Annotated in this window: 4 protein-coding genes; all 4 read right to left on the reverse strand. The window is 63.3% G+C overall.

Going from position 1 to position 2,469, the window contains the following annotated elements:
- Window positions 1-302, reverse strand: a 302-nt coding sequence (locus OC610_RS25570; protein ID WP_264431808.1) for a response regulator, incomplete at its 3' end; no start/stop codon positions are given.
- Between the two features lie 54 nt (window positions 303-356).
- Window positions 357-890 (reverse strand): PQQ-dependent catabolism-associated CXXCW motif protein, encoded by a 534-nt coding sequence (locus OC610_RS25575; protein WP_264431809.1) that lies wholly within the window; start codon window positions 888-890, stop codon window positions 357-359.
- Between the two features lie 235 nt (window positions 891-1,125).
- Complete coding sequence (locus tag OC610_RS25580) at window positions 1,126-1,917, reverse strand: ABC transporter permease (RefSeq protein ID WP_264431810.1); 792 nt, start codon at window positions 1,915-1,917, stop codon at window positions 1,126-1,128.
- On the reverse strand, window positions 1,914-2,469 hold a 556-nt coding region (locus tag OC610_RS25585), incomplete at its 5' end, for an ATP-binding cassette domain-containing protein (RefSeq protein WP_264431811.1). The genes OC610_RS25585 and OC610_RS25580, both read right to left, overlap by 4 nt.

A 2,469-nucleotide genomic window follows, 5' to 3' on the forward strand; every position in this document is an offset into this window, starting at 1 on the left:
CCCACCGCGCCATAAGTGATGGCCTGCAGGACGATCTGCTTGTCCTGCTCGGCGGAAACGATGACCACGGGAATGGTCGGCGCCTCGTTGCGCAAATTGATCAGGCCGTTGAGGCCGTGCATGCCGGGCATGTTCAAGTCCAGCAGGATCAGGTCCAGGTCGTCGTGTTCGCGGGTCAGCGCCAGGGCGCTGTCCAGGTCGGCGGTTTCCATCACCTCGCTGCCGGCAAAACCGTCGCTGATGACGTTGTGGATGGCTTCGCGAAACAGTGGGTGATCGTCGGCTATCAGGATTTTATACATGGCCATTCACCTCGTTATTGTCGTGTTGGGGCAGTTGCACGCAGGTCGCTCACATCAGGGAAAAGGTTCGGGGCGGGCGGCTTGCAGGGGCAGGTTGGCCGCCTCCCAGGCGTCGAGGCCGTCGCGGTACCAATACAGATGTTTATAGCCCATGGTCGCGGCGCGTTTTACCGCGTTCCAGCTCAACCAGCAATCGGAGCGGCAGTAAAAGACCAATGGTTGATCCAGGCGTCCGGCGGTGGCCTTGCGCAGGTGGAAACTGAAGTAGTCCTGCCAGGTTGCATCCAGCTCGCCATCACCCGTATTGGCCAGCCACAGGCTGCCGGGAAGGTTGGCGTGGGGCTCGGAGTCGATGAAGCGTCCCTGGACGAAGGGGCGACGGTACACGTCGATGAGCAGCGGGGCGGGTGTTTGCCCGAGCAGGCACTGCAAGGCTTCGGTGTCGAGGGTTTGCGCGCCATCGGCGGAGGCGGGCGTCGGGCTGCGGTATTGGGTAATGCGATAGCCCTGCGGGGAAAACAGCGCAGTGTCGGCCTGGGCGACATTCAGCGCCAGGCCCAGCAAGACGATGGCCAGCAAACGGGGCATGGGATTTATCCTTTTTGTTATGCGCCCATTACATGCCAGGGTCGAGGTCTTGTGAATGCGACCATAGACAGGAAAACCGGTACTAAAGTAGTAATTTCCGACCTGAAGATCTGCACATTGCCCTTGTGGGAGCGAGCTTGCTCGCGAAGGCGGTGGACCAGACACCTCAATGCTGACTGAACCACCGCTATCGCGAGCAAGCTCGCTCCCACAGGGGCCGTGTGTGCTGGACCGTTCAGCTAGCCTTGCGCAACGCCGCATGCTGCGGATTGAACGTCGACACCGCCAGCAGTGCGAACAGCAGCGTCAGCCCCACGCACACGGCCATCGCCAGCACATTGAATTGCCCATACAACGCGAACCGCACCAGTTCCACGCCGTGGGTGAAGGGGTTCACCGCGCTCAGCCAGTACAACCAGGGGCTGGCCTCGAGCATTTTCCACAGCGGATACAGCGCCGAAGACAGGAAAAACATCGGGAAGATGACGAAATTCATCACCCCGGCGAAATTCTCCAGTTGCCGGATCGCATTGGACAACAACAGGCCCAGGGCGCTGAGCATCAGCGCCACCAGCAGCAGCGCCGGCAATGTCAGCAGCAGGCCCATCGCCGGCGGCTGGACGCCGTAGAGCCAGGCGATGGCGAGGAAGGCGTAGACCTGCAGCAAGGAAATCAGCGAGGTCGCGAGCAACTTGCTCGCCAGCAGGAACGCCCGGGGCAGGGGGCTGGTCAGCAGCACGCGCATGCTGCCCATTTCCCGGTCGTACACCATCGACAGCGAGCCTTGCATGCCGTTGAACAGCAGGATCATGCAGGCGAGCCCCGGCACGATATACACCTCGTAGGGGATGTAGGTGTCGTAGGGCGCGATGATGGCGATGCCCAGCGCCGCCCGAAAACCGGCGGCAAACACCAGCAACCACAACAGCGGTCGCACCAGCGCGCTGAGCAACCGCGTGCGCTGCAAGACGAAACGCAGCCATTCGCGCATCACGATGCCGCTGAAACATTGCCAATACGCGCTCATGCGGCCACCCCCGAGGCGGTCAAACGATGGAAGGCCGAGCCGAGGCTGCCGCCGTGTTTCTCGCTCACGTCCTCGGCCCGACCGCTGGCGACGAGCCGGCCCTGATGCACGATCAGCAGGTCATCGCTGGGTTGCACTTCGTCGAGCAAGTGAGTGGTCCAGAGCACGCTGATGCCCTGTTCGTTGCACAACTGGCGAATATGCTGCCCCAAGGCCTGGCGACTGGCCGGATCGAGCCCGACGCTCGGCTCGTCCAGCAGCAACAGGCGCGGTTCGTGGAGCAGCGCCCGGGCGATTTCGACCCGGCGTCGGTGGCCGCCGTTGAGGTTGCGCACCCGCTCGTGGCGCCGCTCCGTCAGGTGTTGGCGGGCCAGCTCGGCGTCGATCCGCGCGCAGCCCTGGCGGCGTGACACACCGTGCAGCGCGAGGTGATAGCGCAGGTTCTGTTCGACGCTCAGGTCCAGGTCCAGCGTGCTTTGCTGGAACACCACGCCCAACTGGCGCAGGGCCTGGCGCGGTGACGTGCGCAGCGAATGGCCGCCGACCCGGATC

The organism is Pseudomonas agronomica (assembly GCF_025917275.1).
In the GTDB taxonomy this organism is placed as follows: domain Bacteria; phylum Pseudomonadota; class Gammaproteobacteria; order Pseudomonadales; family Pseudomonadaceae; genus Aquipseudomonas; species Aquipseudomonas agronomica.